The sequence below is a fragment of the Arthrobacter agilis genome (assembly GCF_030816075.1).
GTDB lineage: Bacteria > Actinomycetota > Actinomycetes > Actinomycetales > Micrococcaceae > Arthrobacter_D > Arthrobacter_D agilis_E.
The window spans coordinates 1,719,279-1,741,805 of record NZ_JAUSXO010000001.1 but is presented as its reverse complement, the minus strand read 5'-3'; the positions used below and the strand labels follow the sequence as shown (position 1 = coordinate 1,741,805).

Here is a 22,527-nt window from a genome sequence, read left to right as displayed (position 1 = left end):
GGAGTCCTACGCTGTGAAGAGCGCTGTTGAAACCCTTTCCCCCACCCGGGTGAAGCTGAACGTCGAGGTCCCCTTCGAGGAACTGAAGCCCAGCATCGACGAGGCCTACAAGACCATCGCCACCCAGGTCCAGGTTCCAGGCTTCCGCAAGGGCAAGGTTCCCCAGCAGCTCATCGACCAGCGGGTCGGCCGCGGCTACGTGATCGAGACCGCCATCAACGACGGCCTGAACGGCTTCTACCAGAGCGCCGTGCAGGAGACGGGCATCCGTCCCTTGAGCCGCCCCGAGGTCGAGATCACCGAGGTCCCCGACCCCGCGAAGAAGGACGGCCAGCTGACCTTCACGGTCGAGCTGGACATCCGCCCCGAGATCGAGCTGCCCGACTACAAGGGCATCGACGTCACCGTCGAGCCCGTCGAGGCGTCCGACGAGGACATCGAGAAGGCCATGGACGAGCTCCGCGGCCGCTTCGGCACCCTCACCACCGTCGACCGCCCCTCGAAGGACGGCGACTTCCTCACCATCGACCTCACCGCGTCCGTCGACGGCGAAGAGGTCGACTCGGCCCAGGACCTCTCCTACCAGATCGGTTCCGGCACCATGCTCGAGGGCATGGACGAGGCCGTTACCGGGCTCTCCACGGATGAGAGCGCCACCTTCGAGACCAAGCTGGCCGGCGGGGAGCACGCCGGAGCCGACGCGCAGGTCACCGTCGCTGTGAAGGCCGTCAAGGAGCGCGAGCTCCCCGAGGTGAACGACGAGTTCGCCCAGCTCGCCAGCGAGTTCGACACCGCCGAGGAGCTGCGCGCCGACCTGGCGAAGCAGGCCTCCGAGTCGAAGCTCATGGACCAGGGCGTCGAGGCACGCGACAAGGTGCTGGACAAGCTCGTCGAGATCGTCGCCGTGCCCGTCCCCGAGAGCGTCATCGAGGAGCAGCTGGAGCAGCACTTCAACGGCGAGAACGCCCACAGCGCCGGCGAGGACCACGACACCGAGGAGCACCGCGCGGAGGTGCGCACCAATACGGAGCGCGCCTTCCAGAACGAGGTCATCCTCGACGCGGTCGCGGAGAAGGAAGAGGTCGGCGTCAGCCAGAACGAGCTGATCGACTACATCGTCTCCACCGCCGGCCAGTACGGCATGGAACCGAACCAGTTCGCCCAGATGCTCGACCAGAGCGGCCAGGTCCCGATGATCGTCGGAGAGGTCCGCCGCCGCAAGGCCCTCGCCAAGGTCCTCGAGTACGCGACGGTCACCGACACCAACGGTGCAAGCGTCGACCTCACGGAGTTCGTCCGCCCCGCGGGCGACGAGGCCGAGACCTTCCAGGCCGACGACGTCGAGTCCGAGCGGGACGCCGTCGAGGACATCCGGTCGACGGAGGCCGACGTCGTCGACGCCGACGCCACGGACGTCCAGGCCGCCGAGGCCGAGACGGCCGGATCCGAGGACACCGCGGCAGCGGAGACTCCGGAGGAGCCTGCAGCCGCCGAGGCACCGAAGAAGAAGCGCGCGCCGCGCAAGAAGCCGGCCGCCGAGTAGGACCCGTTCGTGCAGTCAGCGGTGCCGCAGCCTCCGGGCGCGGCACCGCTGCCGCGTTAAGGGCCCGGGACGGGTGCGGGCGGCCCCGCTGCGACGCCCGCCGGGGCCGGCGCGGCCACCGTGCGCCGTCAGCGAACAGCTCCCCGAGCGGGAGCAAATCGGCGGGGCAGCGGGTTAGTGTCCAAGGAGAGACAAAAGGTCGGGTAGGCCGCCAAGGCACCACCCGCCAGAGTGAGAGGTCAACGTCAATGGCAACCGAACCACGCACCCCGAGCATGGCAGGCCCCGAAGCGGGCGGTCGTGACGAGTACATCTACAACCGGCTCCTCAAGGAGCGCATCATCTGGCTCGGTTCCGAGGTCCGCGACGACAACGCGAACGCCATCTGCTCCCAGCTGCTCCTGCTGTCCGCCGAGGACCCGGAGCGCGACATCTTCCTCTACATCAACTCGCCCGGTGGATCGGTGACGGCCGGCATGGCCATCTACGACACCATGCAGTTCATCCCCAACGACGTCGTCACCGTCGCCACGGGCCTCGCCGCCTCCATGGGCCAGTTCCTGCTGTCCTCGGGGACGAAGGGCAAGCGCTACGCGACGCCCCACGCACGCATCCTGATGCACCAGCCCTCCGGCGGCATCGGCGGAACGGCGACCGACATCCGCATCCAGGCGGAGCTGATCCTCCACATGAAGCGCGTGATGGCCGAGCTGACGGCAGAGCAGACGGGCCAGACCGTCGAGACCATCCTGAAGGACAACGACCGCGACAAGTGGTTCACGGCCCAGGAAGCCCTCGACTACGGGTTCTTCGACCACATCTCCGCGCACTCCGGCTCCGTCGCGGGCGGCGGCGGCACCGAGCAGACCGCGTAGTCCGCGCAGCAGCCCCACTCCTACCAGTCGTCCTACAGGAGACACCATGAACCACGATTTCCAGGCAGCCGCGGGATCCAGCGCACGGAACCTCCCCACGAGCCGCTACATCCTTCCCCAGTTCGAGGAGCGCACGCCCTACGGGTTCAAGCGCCAGGACCCGTACACGAAGCTGTTCGAGGACCGCATCATCTTCCTCGGCACCCAGGTCGACGACGCGTCCGCGGACGACGTCATGGCCCAGCTGCTCGTGCTCGAGTCCACGGACCCCGAGCGCGACATCACGCTCTACATCAACTCGCCGGGCGGATCCTTCACCGCCATGACGGCGATCTACGACACCATGCAGTTCATCCGGCCCGAGGTCCAGACGGTCTGCCTCGGGCAGGCCGCGAGTGCCGCCGCCGTCCTGCTCGCCGCCGGCGCGCCGGGCAAGCGCCTCGCCCTGCCGAACGCACGCGTACTGATCCACCAGCCGGCCCTCTCCGGAGGACAGGGCGGGCAGGCCTCGGACCTGGAGATCCAGGCCAACGAGGTCATGCGCATGCGGACCTGGCTCGAGGACACGCTGGCCCTGCACTCGGGCCGCACCCCGGAGCAGGTCAACATCGACATCGAGCGCGACAAGATCCTCACCGCCGCCGACGCCGTCGAGTACGGCCTGGTGGACGAGGTCCTGAACTCCCGCAAGATCACCCCGCCGAAGATCAACACCCCGTAACCGGCACGGCGCATCCGGCGGTCCCCGCGGCCACCGGATGCGCCGATCGGCAGGGTCAACGCCCGTGGCGCCGCAAGGCACCACGGGCATTTTGATACTGGCTCCCGCAGCCATGTGGCCTACAGTGGTCATAGCAATCGTGTAATACCTAAGGGGATTGAACCATGGCTCGCATTGGTGAGAGCACCGATCTGCTCAAGTGCTCCTTCTGCGGGAAGAGCCAGAAGCAGGTTCGGAAGCTGATAGCCGGCCCCGGCGTGTACATCTGTGACGAGTGCATCGACCTGTGCAACGAGATCATCGAGGAGGAGCTCTCCGAGGTGGCGGATCTCGGCACGTTCGAGCTGCCCAAGCCCCGCGAGATCTTCGATTTCCTGCAGGAATACGTCGTCGGCCAGGAGCCGGCCAAGCGTTCGCTCGCCGTCGCCGTGTACAACCACTACAAGCGCATCCAGTCCGGCAGCGGCCCCCGCGCCGCAGGCACCCTCGCCGATGCGGCCGAGGCCGAGGACGTCGAGATCGCGAAGTCGAACATCCTCCTCATCGGCCCCACGGGCTGCGGCAAGACGTACCTCGCGCAGACCCTGGCCCGCCGGCTGAACGTCCCGTTCGCCGTCGCGGACGCGACGGCCCTCACCGAGGCGGGCTACGTCGGCGAGGACGTGGAGAACATCCTCCTCAAGCTCATCCAGGCCGCGGACTACGACGTGAAGAAGGCCGAGCAGGGCATCATCTACATCGACGAGATCGACAAGATCTCCCGCAAGAGCGAGAACCCGTCGATCACCCGCGACGTCTCCGGCGAGGGCGTGCAGCAGGCGCTGCTGAAGATCCTCGAGGGCACTGTCGCCTCCGTTCCTCCGCAGGGCGGACGCAAGCACCCGCACCAGGAATTCATCCAGATCGACACCACCAACGTGCTCTTCATCGTGGCAGGGGCCTTCGCGGGCCTCGAGGAGATCATCGGGTCGCGGGCGGGCCGCAAGGGGATCGGCTTCGGGGCGCCGTTGAGCTCGCTGAAGAACGAGGAAGCCAGCTACGGCGACGTGATGCCGGAGGACCTGCTGAAATTCGGGCTGATCCCCGAGTTCATCGGCCGCCTGCCGGTCATCACCACCGTCACGCACCTCGACCGCCCGGCGCTCATGCAGATCCTGACCGAGCCCAAGAACGCCCTCATGAAGCAGTACCAGAAGATGTTCCTGCTCGACGGCGTGGAACTCGTCTTCGAACCGAAGGCGCTCGAAGCGATCGCCGACCTCGCCCTGGACCGGGGCACGGGCGCACGCGGGCTGCGCGCCATCATGGAGGAAGTGCTCCTGCCCGTCATGTTCGACCTCCCGAGCCGCGAGGACATCGCCACCGTGGTGATCACGGACGACGTCGTCGGACGGCGCGCGGAGCCCACGCTGATCTCGCACGAGGTCGTCGCGAAGCGCCGCAACAAGTCGGCCTGACTCCCGCAGCACAGGAAAGGCCCGGCCGTCAGGCCGGGCCTTTCCTGTGTCACGCGCCGAGGCGTCCGACGGAGATCCGGGTCAGACCCCCGCGGCGATTTCGGTGTCGGTGTCGGTGTGGGTGGTGGGGTAGGTGGGTGGGTGGACGGCGGCCATTTCCTCGAGGACGCGGACGACTTGGCAGCTGTAGCCGAATTCGTTGTCGTACCAGATGTAGAGCACGGTGTGGTGGCCGTCGGCGATGGTCGCGAGGCCGTCGACGATGCCGGCGCGGCGGGAGCCGACGAAGTCGGTGGAGACGACTTCGGGGCTGTCGATGTAGTCGATCTGTTTGCGCATCTCGGAGTGGAGGGAGACTTCCCGGAGGTAGGTGTTGATCTCGTCCTTGGTGGTGGCGTGGTCCAGGGTGAGGTTCAGGATGGCGATGGACACGTCCGGGGTGGGGACGCGGATGCTGCTGCCGGTGAGTTTGCCGGCCAGTTCGGGGAGGGCTTTGGCGACGGCGGTCGCGGCCCCGGTTTCGGTGAGGACCATGTTCAGGGCTGCGGAGCGGCCGCGGCGGTCGCCGCGGTGGAAGTTGTCGATGAGGTTCTGGTCGTTGGTGAAGGAGTGCACGGTCTCGACGTGGCCGTGGGCGACGCCGTAGCGGTCGTGGATGGCTTTCAGGACCGGGGTGATGGCGTTGGTGGTGCAGGACGCGGCGGTGATGATCCGGTCCGACTCTTCGATGGTTGCGTGGTTGATGCCGTGGACGATGTTCTTCAGGGCGCCCTTGCCGGGTGCGGTGAGCAGGACTTTCGCGACGCCGGTGCTCATGAGGTGTTGGGACAGGCCGGCCTCGTCGCGCCAGCGGCCGGTGTTGTCCACGACGAGGGCGTCCCGGATGCCGTAGGCGGTGTAGTCGATGGTGGCGGGGTTCTCGGAGTAGATGACCTGGATGCGGATGCCGTTGGCGGTGATGGTGTTGGTGGCCTCGTCGACCTGGATGGTGCCGTCGAAGGAGCCGTGCACGGAGTCGCGGCGCAGCAGGCTGGCGCGTTTGACGAGGTCGTTGTCGGCGCCGCGGCGGACCACGACGGCGCGCAGGCGCAGGCCGTGGCCGCCGCCGGCTTTCTCGATGAGCAGGCGGGCCACGAGCCGGCCGATCCGGCCGAAGCCGTAGAGGACGACGTCGGTGCTGGTGCGCTCGTCGTGGCCGCCCTTGCCGACGATGTCGGCGAGCTCGGTGCGGAGGAACTCCTCCAGGGTCCGGGTGTCCCCGGCGGCGGCGGCGTGGTCGTAGGCGTTGCGCAGGCGTCCAATGTCGATCGCCGCGGCGCCGAGGTCGAGGTCCGCGAGGATCGCCAGCAGCGGGGCGGTGTCCTCGAGGCGGAGTTCTTCGGTGGTGATGCGGCGGGCGAACCGGTGGGCCTTGAGGATGTTCATGGTGGATTTGTTGATCAGGCTGCGCCCGTGGATGCTCGTCACCACGTTATTGGTGCGGTAGAGGCGCCCGATCAGCGGGATCATGGCCTCCGCCAACGCCTCCCGCTCAAGCCACATGTCCCGGGTTCCGGCGTCGTTCTCGGTCCTGTCGTACGGCAAGTGTGCATCCCTTCGGGCACCGGGAACACCGGTGCGGGCTCCTCCAGCCGGATGGCGACGCAGGGATAGCGCCAGGCACCGTCGGCTGGTCGTGTGCTCCCATTAGACCGCTCCGCACGGCCCCGCATCAACTCGGCCGTCCCGACCACGCCGGAAGCCGCTATGGAATAGGGCGCGGCCGGAGCCGGTTGCACCGGAAAAGGCCCCCGGCCTGCCCACCATCCGAAGGAGTACTGCATGAGCGAGTCCACCACCGTCGAGAAGGCCGATTTCTGGTTCGATCCCCTGTGCCCCTTCGCGTGGATCACGTCCCGCTGGATGGGGGAGGTGGAGCAGGTCCGGAACATCTCCGTGGACTGGCACGTCATGAGCCTGTCCGTCCTCAACGAGGGACGCGACCTGCCCGAGGACTACCAGGCCGTCATGGAACGGGGATGGGGTCCCGTCCGCGTCATCATCGCCGCAGCCGAGCTGCACGGCGGCGAGTACATCAAGAAGCTGTACGACGCGATGGGCACACGCATCCACATCGGCCAGAACAAGGACTTCGACGTCGTCATCCGGGAGGCACTCGACGAGGTGGGGCTTCCTGCCGAGCTGGCGCAGTACGCGCACACCGACGAGTACGACGCCCAGCTCCGCGCATCGCACAAGGACGGCATCGACCGGGTGGGAGACGAGGTCGGGACACCCGTCGTCGCGTTCAACGGCACCGCGTTCTTCGGGCCCGTGCTCACGAGGATCCCGCGCGGCGAGGAGGCCGGCCGCATCTTCGACGGCGCCGTGCTGATGTCCGGGTTCCCCGAGTTCTTCGAGCTCAAGCGTTCACGGACGGCCAGCCCCACGTTCGACTAGGGCCGCAGCACAACGCGGAAGGGACCCACCAGGCGGTGGGTCCCTTCTGCGTCGTCGGCACGGGCGGCGCGGCGCCTACTCCGCGGGCTGGGGCACGAGTTCGACGTCGGACACGGCGAGCGCGCCGTCCCCCGCCGCCAACCGGAGGTCCTTCGCGTTGCCGGCGGCGAGCAGGTCCGCGAGACCGGCCCGGACCTGCTCCACCTGGGCGGCGGGCGCGGTCACCACGGCGGTCTCCACCTCGGTGCGCTGCTTGACCTTGGCCTCGGACTTGGCCTTCCGGATCCCTCCGAGCGCCAGGGCGACCGCCGTCAGGACCTCCGCGTCAGCGGTGTCGGGCAGTGCCGCGAGGGCGTCGGCGCTCGGCCACGCGGCCCGGTGCACGGAATCCTGCCGCCACCAGCTCCAGACCTCCTCGGTGGCGAACGGCAGGAACGGCGCGAAGAGACGCAGGAGCGCGTCCAGCGTCGTCGCCAGCGCCGTCTGCACCGACTGCGTCGCCGCGTCCGCGGGGTCGCCGTACGCGCGGTCCTTGACCAGTTCCACGTAGTCGTCCGTGAAGGTCCAGAAGAAGGACTCGGTGAGCTGGAGCGCCCGGGCGTAGTCGTACTTGCCGAATGCGGCCGTGGCCTGCTCGGTCACGGTGCGCAGCTGCGCCAGCAGCGACTGGTCCAGTGCCTCGGTGACACGGCCGAGTGATCCCTCGCCGACGGACGCGTCCGTGACGCCGAGGTTCAGCACGAACTTCGACGCGTTGAGCAGCTTGATCGCGAGACGGCGTCCGATCTTCATCTGGTTCACCTCGTACGCGGTGTCCGCGCCGAGCTTCGCCGACGCGGCCCAGTAACGCACGGCGTCCGCGCCGAACTGCTCGAGGACGTCGGTGGGCACCACGACGTTGCCCTTGGACTTCGACATCTTCTTGCGGTCGGGGTCGAGGATCCAGCCGGACAGCGCCGCGTGCTTCCACGGCACGGAATCCTGCAGTGCATCCGCGCGGACGGCGGTCGAGAACAGCCACGTCCTGATGATGTCGTGCCCCTGGGGCCGGAGATCGAACGGGAAGACCTTCCCGAACAGGTCCTCGTCCCGGGCCCAGCCTCCGACGATCTGCGGGGTGAGGGACGACGTCGCCCAGGTGTCGAGCACGTCGCTGTCGCCGATGAAGCCGCCCGGCTGGTTGCGGGCGGACTCCTCGAAGCCCGGTGCCGGATCGGCGGCCGGATCGACGGGCAGGGTCTCGAGGGCGGGGAGGATCGGATCCTCGTACTCCGGCTCGCCGTCGGCGTCCAGGCGGTACCACACGGGCACGGGCACTCCGAAGAACCGCTGGCGGGAGACGAGCCAGTCGCCGTTCAGGCCCTCGATCCAGTTCTCGTAGCGGGAGCGCATGAAGGCCGGGTGGAAGTCGATGGCACGCCCGCGCTGGATCAGCGCGTCGCGCTTGGCGGCGTCACGCCCGCCGTTGCGGATGTACCACTGGCGGCTCGTCACCACCTCGAGGGGCTTGTCGCCCTTCTCGTAGAAGTTGACCGGGTGCATGATCTTCGTCGGCTCGCCCTCGAGGTCCCCGCTGTCGCGGAGCAGGGCGACGACGGCCTCCTTGGCGCTGAAGATCGTCTTGCCGGCGAGCTGGGCGTAGTTCTCCCGGGCGCGCTCCGTGGCGATCCACTCGGGCGTCTCCGAGCGGAGGCGTCCGTCCCGGCCGACGACGGCGCGCGTGGGCAGCTGCAGCTCACGCCACCAGGTGACATCCGTGAGGTCGCCGAACGTGCAGATCATCGCGATGCCGCTGCCCTTGTCGGGCTTGGCGAGGGGGTGGGCCTTGATCTCGACCTCGACGTCGAACAGGGGGGAGGTCACAGTGGTACCGAACAGCGGCTTGTAGCGCTCGTCGTCCGGATGGGCGACGAGGGCGACGCACGCGGGGAGGAGCTCGGGCCGGGTCGTCTCGATGTGGATCGGGTCGCCGCCCGGGGTGTGGAAGGCGATGCGATGGTACGCGCCGGGCTGCTCGCGGTCCTCGAGCTCGGCCTGCGCGACGGCGGTGCGGAAGGTGACGTCCCACAGGGTGGGGGCCTCGGCGAGGTAGGCGTCGCCCGCCTTCAGGTTCTCGAGGAAGGCCCGCTGCGAGACGGCGCGGGAGGTGTCGTCGATGGTCCGGTAGGTCAGGTCCCAGTCGACCGAGAGCCCCAGCGTGCTGAAGAGGTTCTCGAAGACCTTCTCGTCCTCGACGGCGAGCTCCTCGCAGAGCTCGATGAAGGTGCGGCGCGAGACGGCGTCGAAGTCACGCTGGTTCTTGGCCGGCTCCGCCGGCGGACGGTAGTCGGCGTCGTAGGGCACCGACGGGTCGCAGCGGACACCGTAGTAGTTCTGGACGCGGCGCTCGGTGGGCAGACCGTTGTCGTCCCAGCCCATCGGGTAGAAGACGTTGGCGCCGTTCATGCGCTTGAAGCGGGCCATCACGTCGGTCTGCGTGTAGGAGAACATGTGACCGACGTGGAGGGAGCCCGACGCCGTGGGCGGGGGTGTGTCGATCGAGTACACCTGCTCGCGGGTGGTGTCGCGCCGGAAGGTGTAGGTGCCGTCCTCGCGCCACTGGCGGGACAGCCTCTCCTCGAGGCCCTCCAGGGCGGGTTTGTCGGGAACGGAAACGGACTGGGGGGAGGGCGTGTCTGTGCCCTGGGTCGTATCGGCCATGTCTCCATTGTTCCCTACCCGGGAGCCCGCACCCTCCGGGGTAGGGGTCCGGGGCCCGACTTCTTCGGGCCGGGATTGTCGGGTGGGAGCAGGCCGGGTCTTTGTACCGTGGTGCAGGACGGTCGGACAGAAAGGTCGGACAGGACGGGAGGACCTGATGCAGGAGTGGAACCGTGCGATCGAGCTCATCGAGGCGGACCTCACCGCGCCCGTCGACGCCGGTGCCCTCGCAAGGGTCGCGCTCACCTCCGAGTACCACTTCCGGCGCATGTTCGCTTCCCTGGCGGGCATGCCCCTGTCCGAGTACATCCGCCGGCGCCGGCTCACGGCGGCGACCGGCGAGATCCTCGCCGGTCGCACGGTGCTCGAGGTGGCGACCCGGTACGGGTACGGGTCGGCGGAGGCCTTCACACGGGCGTTCAGGGCCCTGCACGGCACAACCCCCTCACAGGCACGGCGACCGGGAGCCATCCTGCACTCCCAGCCGCAGCTGAGGTTCCATCTACGGGTCGAAGGGACGACGGACATGAAGCACCGCATCATCAGCAAGGACGCATTCCGCCTGGTCGGGCGCAGGGCACGGGTGCCGATCGTCTTCGAGGGCCCCAACCCGCACATCGAGCGGTTCGAGCGGTCCCTGGACCCTGCCCTGAGGCCCCTGCTGGAGGCGTTGTCGGACACGGAGCCGCAGGGGCTGCTCGCCGTCACCGACACCATCGCGCATCCGGTGGAGGAGGGCGGCGAGGTCGACTACTGGCGTGCCGCCGCAACGCTCCAGGCGCCGCCGGATGGTCTCGACGCCCTGGAGGTGGCGGCCGGACAGTGGGTGGTGTTCGATACCGAGGGCGTGTTCCCCGACGTGCTGCAGCGCCTCTGGGCCGATGCGGCGGCGGAGTGGTTCCCGGCCAACCCGTACCGCTGGGCGCCGGGCCCGCAGCTGCTGAGTGTCCAGGCGGATCCGGGCGGCGGCACGGGCCGCGGTCAGCTGTGGATCCCGATCGAACCGGCGGCGTCGAGCTGACGGTGGTGCCGGGCGCGGGCCCCGCCCGCGGAGGGTGATCGCTACAGTGGCCCCATGAGCCAGACATCAGCCACGCCTCTCGGCGCCCCCGCAGACCCAGCCCCCACCGCCCTCCGCGCGATCGTCACGGGGGCGAGCTCCGGCATCGGTGCCGCGACGGTGCGTGCGCTGCGCAGCGCCGGCTGGGACGTCGTCGCGGCGGCCCGGCGCCTGGACCGCCTCACGGCGCTCGCCGAGGAGACGGGGGCCACCCCGATGGTCCTCGACGTCACCGACCAGGCGTCCGTCGATGCGTTCGCCGCGGAGGTGTCCGCGGCCGGACCGGTCCACGCGCTCGTCAACAACGCGGGCGGGGCCTTCGGCGCGGACCGTGTCGTGGACGCGGTGACGGCCGACTGGGAGTGGATGTACAACGTGAACGTCCTCGGCTCGATGCGCATGACGCGCGCACTGCTGCCGGCCCTGCGCGAGGGCGGCCAGGGCACCGTCCTGTTCCTGACCTCCACGGCCGCGCTCGCCGCCTACGAGGGCGGCGCAGGCTACTGCGGGGTGAAGGCGGCCCAGGAGTCCATGGCGCGCTCGCTCCGGCTCGAGGAGGCCGAGAACAACATCCGCGTCATCGAGGTGTCCCCGGGCATGGTGCACACCGAGGAGTTCTCCCTCAACCGCCTCGGTGGCGACCAGGGGGCGGCGGACAAGGTCTACGAGGGCGTCGACTACCCGCTGACCGCCGACGACGTCGCCGGGGCCGTGGCGTTCACCCTCAACGCACCGCACCACATGAACATCGACCAGCTCGTCCTGCGTCCGCTCGCCCAGGCGGCGAACCACAAGGTCCTCCGCCGCTGACCGCCCCGCGGAACCCGACCCTCATGGGCCCTCCGGCGGCGGGCACCGGACGCCGCTTCCTCGCACGCCGGTCCTCGCCGCGTCCCGACCGGGTGGACGCGGCGCCGGGCGGGGTACCGGTTCTCCTGCTGGTCAACCCGGCCGCGGGGAAGGGCAGGGCCGAGCGCCGTGCGCCCGCGGTCGAGCACGCCCTCCGGAGCGCCCACGCCACGGTGTCGGTGGTCCGGACGGGGAGTCTCGCCGAGGCGACCGCATGCGCGCGGAGCGCGCCGCCCGGCAGCGTCGTCGTCGCGCTCGGCGGCGACGGGTTCCTCGGCGCTGTCGCGGCCGGCACGAGGCTCTCCGGCGCGGTCCTGGTGCCCCTGGCCGGGGGCCGCGGCAACGACACCGTCCGGCGACTCGGCGTCCCCCTCGACCCGGTGCGGGCCGTCCGCGCGATGGCAGGATGGCACGAACGGACCATCGACGTCGGGCTCGTCGGCGGCCGTCCGTTCCTCGGGGTCGCGCATGCCGGCTTCGATGCCGTCGCCAACGAGTACGGCAACGCCTCGCGGTGGGACCTCGGGCCGCTCGTCTACCTGTACGGCGGGATCCGCGCGTTCCGCTCCTGGCGTGAGGTCACCTTCACCCTGACGGTCGACGGGCAGCACCGCGTGGTGACCGGCTGGTTCGTGGCGGTCGGCAACGGGGGCCGGTACGGCGGTGGCCTGCGCATCTGTCCGCGCGCGGTGATCGACGACGGACTCCTCGACGTCGTGGCCCTCGGACGGTCCTCGATCCTGAACGTCGTCGCCACCTTCCTGCTCTCCTACAGGGGCCGTCACCTCCGGCGGCCCGGGATCACCGTCGAGCGCGGCACGAGCATCAGGATCGCCGCCGACCGACCCCTCAACGCCTACGCGGACGGGGAGCTGGTGGGCCCGCTCCCGCTGACCGTCGTCGTCGAGCCGTGCTCGCTCAGGATGCTGCTGCCGCCCGTTCCGCCCTCGGTGCCACCGCGAGCGTGACGGAGTAGTTGTCCATGGTGCCGGGCAGCGGACGCTCCGGGTCGAGGGCCTGGCCCTCCGCCACGCGGAGATCGTGCCCGCCCACGAGCGAGGCCAGGGTGGCGCTCGTCAGCAGCAGCACCAGCTGCTTCCCGGGACACACCACGGGCCCGTCGCTGAACGGTACGAGCGGCCAGCCGTCCTCCTCGTCCGTCAGCCAGCGCTCCGGCGAGAAGTCGTGGGCGCCGCGCAGGTGGCGGTCGTCGCGGTGGAAGTACGGCGCGTAGACGAGCACGCCGCAGTCCGCCGGCATCACCCCCGCCGGCCATTCCACGGGTCGCGTGGTCTGGCGGAGGATCATCGGCGTGGTGGGCCAGAGGCGCAGTGCCTCGAGGACGCACGCACGGAGGTAGGGGAGTACGCGCCGGCCCGAGGTGTCGCCGTCGACCTCGCGCCGGGCCGCCGCCATCGCCTGCGGGTGCGTGGCGAGCACGGTCAGCGCCCGGAAGGTCGCCATGCCCGCGGGGTCGAAGGCGAACAGCCACTGCGGCAGCTGCTCGGCCGGTTCGGCGCCGTCGCCCTTCGGTGCGGCCGCCAGCACGGCCGCCAGGCTGCCGGGTTCCGCGTTCGCGAGTTCCTCGTTGACCCGCTGCAGGAACCGGCGGCGCGTGTCCTTCCGCACCGGCCTGAGGAACGCCCAGTTGCCGCCCTTGCGGAGTCTGATCATCATGGCCGTGAGGTCCTTGTCGTCCCGCGCGTGGTCGCCGAAGACCACCCGCCGCACCACGCGGTACCAGGCGTCGAGGAACTCGCCCCACGGGAGGGTGCCGCTGCGGGCGGCGGCACACATCAGGTGCTGCATCTCCTCCTCCACGACCGGGACGAAGCGGTCGGCGAGGCGGTGCACCGGATGAGCCGTGTCCAGGACCTGCTCCTGGAGGGCGCGGCGCACGGTGCGGACGGGACCGCGGGAGACCAGCACGTTGGCGGGCTGGAAATGGGACAGCGCCGCGCGCTTCTCGCTGCTGGCCGGGGAGAAGGGCTCCGGCGACTGTGCCAGGACGGTGTCCACGTCCCCGGGGGCCAGGACCATCGCCTGCTTCCGTACGGGCAGCTTCAGCATCAGCGGGCCCTCCGGGTACCGCGCATGGACTCTCCGGACGATGTCCACGGCCCTCGTGTCCAGGTCGAGGCGCGCCGTGAGCCGCACCGCCCACGGCCTGCGGACGATGGGCCCCTTGGCGATGGTGGGCAGGAGGACCCCCAGCAGCAGGCGGGCGGTGTCCAGCGTCGTCGCGGTGGGGAGGGTGGTGGTCGGCATGCGGTGTCCATCCTGTTGCTCGGGGGGTGCCCTCCCAGCGTGCCAACGAGGAGCCGCGACCACAACGACTTTCCGCCCGCCCACGCACCCGCGCGGTGTGCGGTCGCCCTTTCGACAACGAATTCGCCCCGGCGCTAGACTGGCAGGACAAGCATCGACCCGGCGATCACCGGTGAGCTTCCGGAAGAAAGGCCCGCCCGCGCGGCGGCCCGTAGAACCGGACGGGGTGGCCCGTCACAGCCTGGAAACGAGCGGCGGCCCCGCCCGCAGTGCCCGCGACGAGCGGCATGGCGGACGACGGCGGCAAGTGAGGTGGTACCGCGGGTCCAGTTCCCCTGCGGCCGGTCAGGCAACCGGCGGCGGGCCGGGCAGGCTCCCGTCCTCACGGCAGGACTCCCCACCCCACGCCGCCGTACACAGGATGAGAACAATGCCGCAGATCTACCCCAAAGCAGTGTCGCCCGACGACGCCGGGACCCCTTCCTCCGGGACGGGCGCGTCCCCGAGCTTCCCGGAGCTCGAGCAGCGAGTCCTCCGCTACTGGGAGAAGGACGGCACGTTCCAGGCGTCCATCGACAACCGCGACGCCGGGGTGGACGGCTCCAACGAGTTCGTGTTCTACGACGGCCCGCCCTTCGCCAACGGCCTGCCGCACTACGGCCACCTCCTCACCGGCTACGCCAAGGACCTCGTGGGCCGCTACCAGACGCAGCGCGGACACCGCGTGGAGCGGCGCTTCGGCTGGGACACCCACGGCCTGCCCGCCGAGCTCGAGGCGATGAAGCAGCTCGGCATGACCGACAAGCAGCAGATCCTCGCCATGGGCATCGACAAGTTCAACGAGGCCTCCCGCGCCTCCGTCATGAAGTACGCGGGGGAGTGGCGCGACTACGTGACCCGCCAGGCCCGCTGGGTGGACTTCGACAACGACTACAAGACCCTCAACCCGGAGTACATGGAGTCCGTCCTCTGGGCGTTCAAGACCCTTCACGAGAAGGGCCTGACGTACAACGGGTACCGCGTGCTGCCGTACTGCTGGAACGACGAGACACCGCTGTCCAACCATGAGCTCCGCATGGACGAGGACGTCTACCAGGACCGCCAGGACCAGACCGTCACGGTGACCTTCCCCCTCCTCGCCGGCGCCACCGAGCTGTCGAAGGAACTCGCCGGCGTCCGGGCCCTCGCCTGGACCACCACGCCCTGGACCCTGCCCACCAACGCGGCGCTCGCCGTCGGGCCGGACATCACCTACGTCGTCGTCGAGGGCGAGCACGACGGCCAGGCGGCCCGCTACCTCCTCGCGGAGGATCTGCTCGGCAACTATGCCAAGGACCTCGGGTTCGCCGACGCCGCCGCCGCCCGCGACGCCGTGACCTCGCGCCACGTGGGCACCGAGCTGGAAGGGCTCACCTACGAGCCCCTGTGGGACTACCTCGCCGATCCGGAGGAGGGCGGGTACCGCAACGCCTTCCGCATCCTCGTGGCCGACTACGTCACGACGACGGACGGCACCGGGCTCGTGCACCAGGCGCCCGCGTACGGCGAGGAGGACCAGAAGGTCTGCGAGGACGCCGGCATCCAGGTGATCCTCTCCGTCGACGAGGGCGCGAAGTTCCTGCCGCTGTTCGGCAAGGGCCCGCTCGCGGAGGTCGTCGGCCTGCAGGTCTTCGAGGCGAACCGGCACATCACGCGCGTCCTGAAGTCCGAGGGGCGCCTGGTGCGCCAGTCCAGCTACGTCCACAGCTACCCGCACTGCTGGCGGTGCCGGAACCCGCTCATCTACCGGGCCGTGTCGTCCTGGTACGTCGAGGTCACCAAGATCCGCGACCGCATGGTGGAGCTGAACCAGGACATCACCTGGATCCCCGGCAACGTCAAGGACGGCCAGTTCGGCAAGTGGCTCTCCAATGCACGCGACTGGTCCATCAGCCGCAACCGCTTCTGGGGCAGCCCCATCCCGGTCTGGCAGTCCGACGACCCGGAACACCCCCGCACGGACGTGTACGGCTCACTCGCCGAGCTGCAGGCCGACTTCGGCAGGCTCCCGCTGAACAAGCAGGGCGAGGTGGACCTCCACCGCCCCTTCATCGACGAGCTGACGCGCCCCAACCCGGACGATCCGACCGGTCGGTCGACCATGCGGCGCGTCGAGGACGTGCTGGACGTCTGGTTCGACTCCGGGTCGATGCCCTTCGGCCAGGTGCACTACCCGTTCGAGAACGAGCAGTGGTTCGACACGCACAACCCGGCGGACTTCATCGTCGAGTACATCGGGCAGACGCGCGGCTGGTTCTACATGCTGCACATCCTGTCCACCGCGTTGTTCGACCGCCCCGCGTTCCGCAACGTCATCAGCCATGGGATCGTGCTCGGTTCGGACGGGCAGAAGATGTCCAAGAGCCTCCGCAACTACCCGGACGTCTCCGAGGTGTTCGACCGCGACGGCTCCGACGCGATGCGCTGGTTCCTCATGGCCTCCCCGATCCTCCGGGGCGGCAACCTCGTGGTCACCGAGCAGGGCATCCGCGACGGCGTCCGCCAGGTGATCCTGCCGCTGTGGAACGTCTGGCACTTCTTCAGCCTCTACACCAACGCCGCGAACGGCGGAGCGGGCTACGAGGCGAAGACCGTCACCCCGGAGGCTGCCGCGCAGCTCGCGGAGCCGATCGACCGCTACATCCTCGCGAACACCGGCAACCTCGTGAGGGACCTCACCGAGGCGCTCGACGCGTTCACGATCAGCGACGCGTGCGAGTCGCTGCGACGCTACCTCGACACGCTCACCAACTGGTACGTCCGCCGGAGCCGCCAGCGGTTCTTCGACGAGGACACCGACGCCTTCGACGTCCTGTACACGTGCTTGGAGGCGGTGTGCCGGGTGGCGGCACCGCTGCTGCCGCTCGTCACCGAGGAGATCTGGCGCGGCCTCACCGGCGGCCGGTCCGTGCACCTCACCGACTGGCCCGAGGCGGCGTCGTTCCCCGCCGCTCCCGACCTCGTGGAGCAGATGGACCGGACCCGCCAGGTCTGCTCCGTCGGATCGAGCCTCCGCAAGGCGGCCAACCTCCGCGTGCGGCTGCCGCTGCGGGAGCTGACCGTCGTCGCGCCCGGCGCCGAAGGCCTCACCGGGCAGTACGCCTCGATCATCGCCGATGAACTGAACCTCAAGGACGTGCGCCTGGTCGACTCCGCGGACGCCGAGCCGGCCGAGTTCGGCATCGCGCAGCGCCTCGTCGTCAACGCCAGGGCGGCCGGCCCCCGCCTCGGCAAGAACGTCCAGGCCGTCATCAAGGCCTCGAAGTCGGGGGACTGGTCCGTGGACGACGACGGCGGTGTCACCGCCGGGGGACTCGCCCTCGAGCCGCACGAGTACACGCTCGACACCGTGGTGGAGGGCAACGACGCCGCGTCGAAGGCCGTGACGGTCCTGCCGGGTGGCGGCTTCCTCGTCCTCGACACCGAGGTGACCCCTGAACTGGCCGCCGAAGGGACGGCGCGGGACGCCATCCGGGCCATCCAGCAGGCGCGCCGCGACGCGAACCTCGACATCAGTGACCGCATCGGCACGACCATCGGCGTCGCCCCCGCGCAGGTCGCCGCCCTCGAGGCGAACGCCGGCCTGATCAGGGCCGAGACCCTCACCGTCGACCTCCGCGTCGAGGCCGTCGAGGGCTCGGGGAACGACTTCACCATCACCGTCGCGAAGCAGGAGCAGCAGAATGGATGACTTGAACGGGGCGGGCCCCGAGCTCGACCGCTTCTCGGTCGAGAGCGTGTACGCCGAACTGCTGAGCCGGGCGCCGGAGGACAGGATGGAGCCGCGGATGGCTCCGCTGTACCGGGCGATGGAGATCCTCGGGGAGCCGAACAAGGCGTTCCCGATCATCCACATCACCGGCACCAACGGCAAGACCTCGACGGCGCGCATGATCGAGAGCATCCTGCTGGCGCACGATCTCCGCACCGGCCGGTTCACCAGCCCGCACCTGTCGCGCGTGACGGAACGCATCAGCATCGACGGCGAGCCCGTCGCGGACGAGACCTTCGTCCGGGTGTGGGACGAGATCAAGCCCTACCTGGACATCGTCGACGGCGAACTCCTCGTCGCGGGGGAGCCGCGGCTCACGTACTTCGAGTGCGTCACGATCCTCGCGTTCGCGATCTTCGCCGACGAGCCGATCGACGTCGGCGTGATCGAGGTGGGACTCGGCGGGATCACCGATGCCACGAACGTCGGCGACGGCCAGGTGGCGGTCGTCACGCCCATCTCCCTGGACCACACCGAGCTCCTCGGTGACACGGAGGAGGACATCGCCCTCGAGAAGGCGGGCATCATCAAGCCCGGCTCGTTCCTCGTCAGCGCCATCCAGCCCCGGGACGCCGCCCAGGTGCTCCTCGACCGCGCCCGCGAGGTCGGCGCGGAGTTCCGCTTCGAGGGCGTCGAGTTCGGGGTCGAGTCCCGCACGGTCGCCGTCGGCGGACAGGTGGTCTCCCTGACCGGGCTGGCGGGCCGCTACGGTGAGCTGCTGGTGCCCCTGCACGGTGAACACCAGGCGGAGAACGCCGCCGTCGCCGTCGCCGCCGTCGAGGCGTTCCTCGGTGCCGGTGAGCGTGAGCTGCAGACGGAGCTGGTGCGCAACGGACTGCGCGCCGTCACGTCGCCGGGCCGCCTCGAGGTGGTGCGCACCGCGCCGAGCATCATCGTCGACGCCGCCCACAACCCGGCCGGGGCCCGCGCGGCGGCGAAGGGCGTCAGCGAGGCGTTCGATTTCTCCCGGCTCGTGCTGGTCATCGGTGTCCTCGAGGACAAGGACGCCGCGGGGATCCTCGCCGAACTCCACGAGGAGCTCGGCGGCATCCTGGAGGACGTCTGCCTGACGCAGTCCACCTCGCCCCGCTCGGTCCCGGCGGCGGACCTCCTGCAGGCCGCCCTCTCGGCGGGCTTCGCGGAGGAGAACATCAACATCGCCCCGGGTCTCGACGACGCCCTCGAGTGGGCCGTGCTGAAGGCCGAGGAGAACAACGACCTCGCGGGCGGTGTCCTCGTGACCGGCTCCATCACGGTGGTCGGGGAAGCCCGCACGCTCCTAGGGAAGTAGGCAGATCATGGCACGCATGACCAAGGCCCAGCGCGAGTGTCGGCCCGGGATGCCGAAGAAGCGCCGGTCCACGAAGATCATGTTCGCCTCCACCGTGCTGTTGCTCGAGGCGTTCGTGGTGTTCTTCGCCACGCTCGCCGTCTTCGGGCTGCGCCGCGACGAGATCCCGCCCGCGCTCATCCTGACCTCCGGGCTGATCCTCAGCGTGGTGCTCGTGCTGACGTGCGCCGTGCTGACGAAGCGGTGGGGGATCGCGCTGGGCTGGGTCCTGCAGCTCGTCCTCATCGCGGGCGGCTTCCTCGAGCCGACCATGTTCGTCGTCGGGCTCGCGTTCGCGCTGACCTGGCTCTACGGCCTTCGCCAGGGCAGGCGGGTGGATCGCGAGAACGTGGAGCGGGACCGCCTGCAGGCGGAGTGGGAGAAGGCGAACCCCGAGTAGCGGCGGCTTTAGTAGAGTCGGACCTGATACCAGTTCACCGTTGACTGCGCCGTCCGGGACGGCGCCCACCCCCAGGAGTACATCATGAGCGTCGAGCGCACCCTTGTCCTCGTCAAGCCCGACGGCGTGGCCCGCGGCCTGACCGGCACCATCCTGTCCCGGATCGAGGCGAAGGGCTACACCATCGCCGAACTCAAGCAGGTCCACGCGAGCCGTGAACTGCTGGAGGAGCACTACGCGGAGCACGCCGGCAAGCCGTTCTTCGAGCCGCTCGTCGAGTTCATGCTCAGCGGGCCGATCGTCGCAGCGATCTTCGAGGGCCAGCGCGTCATCGAGGGCTTCCGCTCCCTGGCGGGAGCCACGGAGCCGACCACGGCGGCGCCCGGCACCATCCGCGGGGACCTCGGCCGTGACTGGGGTGTCAAGGTCCAGCAGAACCTGGTCCACGGGTCCGACTCGGCGGAGTCCGCCGAGCGCGAGATCGGCATCTGGTTCGCCTGACGCCGCCGGCAGGGTTGCCCCGGGTCGTGTGCCCGGGGCAACTGTCTTGGTAGGTTAGGGCCATGATGACCTACCAAAGACTGGGTTCCTCGGGACTCAGCGTTTCCACCGTCGGGCTCGGCTGCAACAACCTGGGCAGGGCCGGCACCTCCTCCGAGTCGCAGGAGGGCACCGACGCCGTCGTGCACGCGGCCATCGATGCCGGCATCACGCTCTTCGACGTCGCGGACATGTACGGCAGGGCGCCCGGCGTCAGTGAGGTGCAGCTGGGCAAGGCGCTCGGCAGCCGGCGCGACGACGTCGTCCTCGCCACCAAGTTCGGCCTCGACATGGGCGGCGTGAACGGACCCGACTGGAATGCCCGGGGCTCCCGGCGCTACATCGTCCGGGCCGCCGAAGCGTCGCTGCGGCGCCTCGGCACCGAGTGGATCGACCTCTACCAGTACCACGCCCCGGACGCCCTCACACCCGTCGAGGAGACCCTCGCAGCCCTCGACGACCTCGTGACCAGCGGCAAGGTCCGCTACCTCGGGCACTCCAACTTCGCCGGCTGGCAGATCGCCGAGGCGGAGTTCACCGCGCGCAGCGGCGGCTACACGCCCTTCATCTCCGCGCAGAACCCCTACAGCCTGCTGGACCGGCGCCTGGAACGCGAGGTGGTCCCGGCGGCCGAGGCCTACGGCCTCGGCATCCTGCCGTACTTCCCGCTCGCCAACGGCCTCCTGACCGGCAAGTACCGCCGGAACGAGGTGCCCGCCGGCAGCAGGCTCACGCACTCCCGCCAGAACGTGCTCGACACCGCGGACTGGGACCAGCTCGAGGCCTTCTCGGCCTTCGCACGGGAACGGGACCTCACCGAGGTGCAGGTGGCCTTCTCCTGGCTCGCCGCCCAGCCGTCGGTCGGGTCCGTGATCGCGGGGGCCACCTCACCCGACCAGGTGCGCCAGAACGCGGCGGCCGCGGCATGGACGCCGTCGGACGAGGACCTCGCGGAACTGGACCGGATCTTCCCCCGCCCAGCCGCCTGACTCCGATCGGCAGGCCGAACGAAGAGCACCTGTCCCCACTCTCCACTCCCGCGCGGGGTGGAGAGTGGGGAGACCAGTGCGCACGGAGAAGCCGGGCCTGCTGCTAGTGGCCGGGGGTGGGTTCTCCACTCCGGAGATCGGCGCGGTGGTCCGCGAGGATGATGCGCCGAGCGACTATCGAGCCGACGAACGAGACCAGGGCGAGGACGAGCAGCAACGTGGCAGGGCCGGTGGAGGAACCGTCGGTGAGGGTCAGAATCCAGGCTGCCAGTGCCGGCATGAATCCGGCGATGACTCCGGCGATATTGGCTGACAGCGCGATTCCCGAATAGCGCAATCGCACGGGGAAGAGCTGGGTCAGTGTCGTACCCAAGGCTGCGTACGAGATCGAGCCGAGGCCCAGGGCCAAGAACATCGCGGCGCTGATCGCGACCGACTGCCGCGAGTCCACCAGCCAGAAGATCGGGAATGCGGTCACCACGCTGACCGCATACCCGACGATGAGCATCCTGGATGGGGTGAAACGGTCGGACAACTTCCCGACGATCAAGGTGACGATGATCTGCGCGACGGCACCCCACGAGATGGAGGTGAGGATCACGGTGGCGCTGAGCTCCAGCGTGCCCGTCACGTAGCTGATCATGAAGGTCGTCAGGAGGAAGAAACCTGCGTTGTTCATCAGGTAGGCGCAGACGCCCACGAGCAGCCGCACGGGGGCTTCGGAGATCAGTCGCGCAAAGGGCACTTTGTCGTCCGTACGATGAGCGGCTGCAGCTGCTGTGAAGTCGACGGTCTCGTCCACGCGCAGGCGCAGCCACACGCCGACGGCCACCAGGAGGATCGAGATGAGGTAGGGGATCCGCCAGCCCCACTCGAGGAATTGCGGCCCGGTCAGGCTGACGACTGCAGCGACGATGAGCGTCGACAGCAAAGTTCCGGTGGGGGAGCCGAGTTGGACGACGGCACCATAGAAGCCGCGCTTGTGTGCCGGCGCGGATTCCACCGCCATGAGCATTGCCCCACCCCACTCACCACCGGCCGCGATGCCCTGCACGAAGCGCAGGATGGTGAGCAGGATCGGGGCGATGATGCCCGCGGTCTGGAAAGTAGGCAGCACCCCGATGAGGGTGGAAGCGACTCCCATCAGCACGATCGTTGTGACGAGGATGCCCTTCCGGCCAAGCCGGTCCCCGAAGTGTCCGAAGACCAGTGCGCCGAGGGGGCGACCGATGAACCCGATACCGAAAGCCAGGAACGATTGAAGCGTCTGCAGGGCGGGGTCGTCTCCGCCGAAGAACAAGGGTGCGAAGACGATGGATGCAGTCGTTCCGAACAGGAAGAAGTCGTACCACTCCAGGGATGTTCCGACGTAGGAGCTGATGACGGCTTTGCGCGCCCGCCGTGCATCAGCTGGTCCGAGCGCCACCGGTGCGGCGTCGTATTCCGGCCTGTTGTCGAGCGAGGCTGCGTCGTCGGCGGCAGGTGGGGTATTCGATGTGGCGATGCTGATCACTCCTGAGTTTTCGTCCGTCCCGATCGGCGACG

General features: G+C 69.4%; 17 protein-coding genes. 13 read left to right on the top strand and 4 right to left on the bottom strand.

The window, feature by feature from the left end; translation table 11 throughout:
• Window positions 1–13: 13 nt before the first annotated feature.
• From tig to clpX, 4 genes are all read left to right on the top strand, one after another.
• Window positions 14–1,543, top strand: a complete 1,530-nt coding sequence (gene tig / locus QFZ50_RS07920) for a trigger factor (RefSeq protein WP_307083194.1) — start codon at window positions 14–16, stop codon at window positions 1,541–1,543.
• Between the two features lie 248 nt (window positions 1,544–1,791).
• Window positions 1,792–2,418: an ATP-dependent Clp protease proteolytic subunit gene (locus QFZ50_RS07915; RefSeq protein WP_307083193.1), complete on the top strand. Its 627-nt coding sequence runs from the start codon at window positions 1,792–1,794 to the stop codon at window positions 2,416–2,418.
• A 46-nt stretch (window positions 2,419–2,464) separates the two neighbouring features.
• On the top strand, window positions 2,465–3,139 hold the full coding sequence (locus tag QFZ50_RS07910; RefSeq protein ID WP_307083192.1) for an ATP-dependent Clp protease proteolytic subunit: 675 nt from the start codon (window positions 2,465–2,467) through the stop codon (window positions 3,137–3,139).
• Window positions 3,140–3,303: 164 nt separating this feature from the next.
• On the top strand, window positions 3,304–4,596 hold the full coding sequence (gene clpX / locus QFZ50_RS07905) for an ATP-dependent Clp protease ATP-binding subunit ClpX (RefSeq protein WP_307083191.1): 1,293 nt from the start codon (window positions 3,304–3,306) through the stop codon (window positions 4,594–4,596).
• Window positions 4,597–4,677: 81 nt separating this feature from the next.
• Here the strand turns inward: clpX and QFZ50_RS07900 are convergent, their stop codons facing one another.
• Window positions 4,678–6,138, bottom strand: a complete 1,461-nt coding sequence (locus tag QFZ50_RS07900; protein ID WP_307086713.1) for a glyceraldehyde-3-phosphate dehydrogenase — start codon at window positions 6,136–6,138, stop codon at window positions 4,678–4,680.
• 279 nt (window positions 6,139–6,417) lie between these two features.
• Here QFZ50_RS07900 and QFZ50_RS07895 point away from each other — a divergent pair, with 279 nt between their 5' ends.
• Complete coding sequence (locus QFZ50_RS07895) at window positions 6,418–7,035, top strand: mycothiol-dependent nitroreductase Rv2466c family protein (protein WP_307083190.1); 618 nt, start codon at window positions 6,418–6,420, stop codon at window positions 7,033–7,035.
• A gap of 75 nt (window positions 7,036–7,110) precedes the next feature.
• On the opposite strand, the gene valS is transcribed toward QFZ50_RS07895, so the two are convergent.
• On the bottom strand, window positions 7,111–9,735 hold the full coding sequence (valS, locus tag QFZ50_RS07890; protein WP_307083189.1) for a valine--tRNA ligase: 2,625 nt from the start codon (window positions 9,733–9,735) through the stop codon (window positions 7,111–7,113).
• Window positions 9,736–9,892: 157 nt separating this feature from the next.
• Between valS and QFZ50_RS07885 the strand changes: the two genes are divergently transcribed.
• The 3 genes from QFZ50_RS07885 to QFZ50_RS07875 are packed head-to-tail and all read left to right on the top strand — an operon-like array spanning window position 9,893 to window position 12,612.
• Window positions 9,893–10,756, top strand: a complete 864-nt coding sequence (locus QFZ50_RS07885; RefSeq protein ID WP_307083188.1) for an AraC family transcriptional regulator — start codon at window positions 9,893–9,895, stop codon at window positions 10,754–10,756.
• 54 nt (window positions 10,757–10,810) lie between these two features.
• The gene (locus QFZ50_RS07880; protein ID WP_307083187.1) at window positions 10,811–11,605 is read left to right on the top strand and encodes an SDR family oxidoreductase; all 795 of its coding nucleotides are present in this window, start codon (window positions 10,811–10,813) and stop codon (window positions 11,603–11,605) included.
• 23 nt (window positions 11,606–11,628) lie between these two features.
• Entirely contained in the window at window positions 11,629–12,612 is a 984-nt protein-coding gene (locus QFZ50_RS07875; protein ID WP_307083186.1) for a diacylglycerol/lipid kinase family protein, read from the top strand.
• Here QFZ50_RS07875 and QFZ50_RS07870 read toward each other — a convergent pair.
• Complete coding sequence (locus QFZ50_RS07870) at window positions 12,563–13,912, bottom strand: cytochrome P450 (protein ID WP_307083185.1); 1,350 nt, start codon at window positions 13,910–13,912, stop codon at window positions 12,563–12,565. The two genes, QFZ50_RS07875 and QFZ50_RS07870, sit on opposite strands and share 50 nt — an antisense overlap.
• Before the next feature lie 421 nt (window positions 13,913–14,333).
• Between QFZ50_RS07870 and ileS the strand changes: the two genes are divergently transcribed.
• The 5 genes from ileS (at window position 14,334) to QFZ50_RS07845 (ending at window position 20,982) form a co-directional block, all read left to right on the top strand.
• On the top strand, window positions 14,334–17,642 hold the full coding sequence (gene ileS / locus QFZ50_RS07865) for an isoleucine--tRNA ligase (RefSeq protein ID WP_373462252.1): 3,309 nt from the start codon (window positions 14,334–14,336) through the stop codon (window positions 17,640–17,642).
• The gene (locus QFZ50_RS07860) at window positions 17,635–19,014 is read left to right on the top strand and encodes a bifunctional folylpolyglutamate synthase/dihydrofolate synthase (protein ID WP_307083183.1); all 1,380 of its coding nucleotides are present in this window, start codon (window positions 17,635–17,637) and stop codon (window positions 19,012–19,014) included. The genes ileS and QFZ50_RS07860 overlap by 8 nt, the downstream gene beginning before the upstream one ends.
• A 7-nt stretch (window positions 19,015–19,021) precedes the next feature.
• On the top strand, window positions 19,022–19,453 hold the full coding sequence (locus QFZ50_RS07855; protein WP_307083182.1) for a DUF4233 domain-containing protein: 432 nt from the start codon (window positions 19,022–19,024) through the stop codon (window positions 19,451–19,453).
• 84 nt (window positions 19,454–19,537) lie between these two features.
• Entirely contained in the window at window positions 19,538–19,954 is a 417-nt protein-coding gene (ndk, locus tag QFZ50_RS07850) for a nucleoside-diphosphate kinase (protein WP_307083181.1), read from the top strand.
• A 62-nt stretch (window positions 19,955–20,016) separates the two neighbouring features.
• On the top strand, window positions 20,017–20,982 hold the full coding sequence (locus QFZ50_RS07845; protein ID WP_307083180.1) for an aldo/keto reductase: 966 nt from the start codon (window positions 20,017–20,019) through the stop codon (window positions 20,980–20,982).
• Window positions 20,983–21,085: 103 nt separating this feature from the next.
• On the opposite strand, the gene QFZ50_RS07840 is transcribed toward QFZ50_RS07845, so the two are convergent.
• Window positions 21,086–22,495 carry an MFS transporter gene (locus tag QFZ50_RS07840; protein WP_307083179.1) on the bottom strand — a complete coding sequence of 470 codons (1,410 nt, stop codon included), beginning with the start codon at window positions 22,493–22,495 and terminating at the stop codon, window positions 21,086–21,088.
• Between the last annotated feature and the right edge of the window lie 32 nt (window positions 22,496–22,527).